Source organism: Mycobacterium ostraviense, from assembly GCF_002705925.1.
GTDB lineage: Bacteria > Actinomycetota > Actinomycetes > Mycobacteriales > Mycobacteriaceae > Mycobacterium > Mycobacterium ostraviense.
In genome coordinates, this window is record NZ_NKRE01000101.1 from 1 (window position 1) to 265 (window position 265).

1 protein-coding gene is annotated in these 265 nt (G+C 72.1%); it reads left to right on the plus strand.

The features are described 5' to 3' along the window. Positions 1–36: 36 nt before the first annotated feature. Positions 37–265: hypothetical protein (locus CDN38_RS33715; protein ID WP_099319508.1), on the plus strand; the 229-nt coding region annotated here is incomplete at its 3' end.

Sequence of the window (265 nt, forward strand, 5' to 3'; positions counted from 1 at the left end):
GCGCTACACTGCGGCGATCACCCGGGGAGCCCGACTATGTACTGGTTGTACCTGCTGCTGGCGCTGGGCTGCTTTGCCTTCGCCCTGAAGACGCCCAGCGCGGGGCTGATGAGCCTGTGCCTGCTGGCCGCCCTCGCCTTCCTGCTGGCCTGGGTGCGCGGCCGCTACGTGGCCCGCTTCGGCGACCTTCAGCGCGACCCCGCCACCCTGGTCGATGCCGAGGAGCTGCGCCGCCTGCGCGAGCAGGCCCAGGCTCGCCGCAACG